Here is a 245-nt window from a genome sequence, read left to right on the forward strand (position 1 = left end):
GATGGCAGTGTGTCTGACATAGATAAATCACTGGACACGCTGAACACAGCAACTCAGGCCAACGCATCAGATATTACTAAGCTTAATAGCAGCCTCAGCGCTACTGACAGCAACGTGGCAAAAAAAGCCGAAGCAACGGCTCTGAATGCTCTGCAGCAGACCGTCAGCCGGCAGGGAGACACCGTTACCTCGCAGGGTAATTCCATCACTACTCTGCAAAACAGCCTGACACAGACTAATAAGAA

1 protein-coding gene is annotated in these 245 nt (G+C 49.8%); it reads left to right on the forward strand.

The window, feature by feature from the left end:
• Positions 1-245 (forward strand): hypothetical protein (locus JK216_RS16950; RefSeq protein ID WP_212715399.1); only part of this gene is annotated, 245 nt, incomplete at both ends.

Source organism: Tatumella sp. JGM94 (genome assembly GCF_018257595.1).
Lineage (GTDB): Bacteria > Pseudomonadota > Gammaproteobacteria > Enterobacterales > Enterobacteriaceae > Tatumella > Tatumella punctata.